This is a genomic window from Caldisericota bacterium (assembly GCA_034717215.1).
Classification (GTDB): domain Bacteria; phylum Caldisericota; class Caldisericia; order Caldisericales; family Caldisericaceae; genus UBA646.
In genome coordinates this window covers 1-1,694 of the sequence record JAYELD010000090.1, presented here as the reverse complement: position 1 = coordinate 1,694, position 1,694 = coordinate 1, and the positions used below count along the sequence as shown (strand labels likewise).

Below are 1,694 nucleotides of genomic sequence, written 5' to 3'. Positions count from 1 at the left end.
TTAATAGATAACTTAGCAGGGTCGGGGTCCGTACTGGATGGGGTTGCTGCGCTTACAGTAACGGTAGAAGTATCAGTTTTGACAGGTGTGGTCGTCCCTGTTTTTTTTGCAGATACAGTAATAGTGTCAGTTCCTGCGCTTGATGCAGGTGTATAAACTGTTGTTGTACCTGAGGTAGTGCTTAATGTCCCGCCTGCGCCGCTTATTGACCAGGTAAAAGTACAGGAAGAAGTCATAGTAGTTGCGGCAGTACTTAAAGCGCTGGCAGTAAAGGTCTTTGTAGTACTGCTTCCCGCTGTAGCTGAATAAGTAGAAGGAGATATACTCACCGAAGATAATACAGTAGAGCTTGAACCGCTAATGGTGACCGCGGTAGTTGAAGCATACGTATTTCCCGCAGAATCTTTAACTGCAGCTGTGGGAGTTACGGTAGTAGTTCCTGCTACTAAGGTCGGTGAAGTTCCCAGGGTAACATAGCAAACTTTTAATCCAGAGTCCCAACTTACTGTAGGGGTTGTACCATAGGATTTAGAGCTGCTTAAAGGCAAAACTGTCTTAACAGTACTGGCAGTTACTGTAGTGGTAAGCATTTCATCATTAAAGGTAAAAGTAATCTTGTCATCTTTATTGACTGTTCCGCCACTGCCAACATCAGTATAGACTGCCGAAATTAATGTTGGAGCTGCTGTGTCAAGATAGAAGGAGTCATATACTTTTGTAGATTCTACATCATCATCATTTTTAAATTTAACATAGACTGTTTTTGTGCCATCTCCTGAGGTGCAGCCCTCACCGGTTGTGACACCAAATGAGCTATAGGTGGTTGCATAAGCTACCCAGTCACTCCAAGTAGTTCCATTTCCGCTAAAGGCCATATAGGTTGCCCCCGTAGAAGACAAAGTCAATGTCGGAGTAGTGTCATTAGTTGTAGCAGCACCAGCGGCTACGGAAATAGTACCATTAGTGGGAGCATCTGCAGCTTCCTCTTCCGTTTCATCATCAACTGTGGCCGGAGTTGTACATCCTGCAACTGCGATTAAAATACCCATTAGAATAACAGCTAAAATTAGTAAATTTCGTTTAAACTTCATAATTTCTTGTTCCTCCTTATTATTAATTCATAAATTAATTGAATCTAAAATATTTTAGTTTTCATGTTTCTCGAAAAAGATAATGCTAAAAACATCACCTCCTGTTTAAAGTTTCCTTTATTTTAATAATAACCCGGGACAGATGTTTCCGTCCCTTACCTTTTATCACGGCACCTCTGTGATGTTATAAAATATTAAAAGAGTGTTAAATAATTAGTAATGTGCAAATTTGTTGTTAAGTGCAAAATCTATACAAGGGCGTATGCAATACGCCCCTACAATTTTAATAGTTCGTAAAAATGATTTATTTTTTATTATAATACAAATGCTTTTAAATTGCCAATTTTATTATATCTTATTTATCGTATGCGTATTCTAACGAATAGCGGATAGCGTATATATGTTTTGTCATTGCGAGGAGTGTAACGACGAAGCAATCTCAACTCGCAACCTGAAACCTGCAACTTGTAACTAACGACTAATTCATCTTGTATCTTATATTTTAACCAATTAACCAGGTAACCAACTAACGGTTACATGACAAATAAAAGTCTACCACCTTTTTATCACTTGCTTTGTTTATTTCAAAGGAAATTTTCTTTA

1 protein-coding gene is annotated in these 1,694 nt (G+C 38.5%); it reads right to left on the bottom strand.

Features of this window, described 5'->3' with window-relative positions:
• The coding region (locus U9Q18_03865) for a hypothetical protein (protein ID MEA3313491.1) at window positions 1-1,091 on the bottom strand (1,091 nt) is incomplete at its 3' end.
• Between the last annotated feature and the right edge of the window lie 603 nt (window positions 1,092-1,694).